This is a genomic window from Vibrio sp. 10N.222.52.B7 (genome assembly GCF_041474275.1).
Taxonomy (GTDB): Bacteria; Pseudomonadota; Gammaproteobacteria; order Enterobacterales; family Vibrionaceae; genus Vibrio; species Vibrio crassostreae_C.
Map to the genome: position 1 here is coordinate 1 of NZ_JBFRTU010000357.1, position 312 is coordinate 312.

A 312-nucleotide genomic window follows, 5' to 3' on the forward strand; every position below is an offset into this window, starting at 1 on the left:
TGGCACAAAGGGTTCTCTAGAAGAAACAAACTTCCATGGTGTTTCTGAAGTCACAGAGCTTACGGTTCTTAACTACCCTGAAACTTGTTCGTTTGCTTACAATGCAACGGCTGGTGCGGTTGATGTGTCTAACGGCAAAGACATGAGCAAGGTAAGCTACAAGTTCCCTAAAGGCTTAGCTAATTATGATGATCTTGTGACTTCTTCTCCAATCTCAACTTTGATTGAGAAAGAGCTAGATGGCGCACCTTATAGCGAAGCAACGGGTATTCAAGTTCTAACGGCTCTTGGCCTTGGTGACTTGTTGAACAA

1 pseudogene is annotated in these 312 nt (G+C 43.6%); it reads left to right on the forward strand.

The features are described 5' to 3' along the window. Positions 1-312: pseudogene (locus AB4512_RS23195) on the forward strand (serine/threonine protein kinase); the annotation flags it as partial.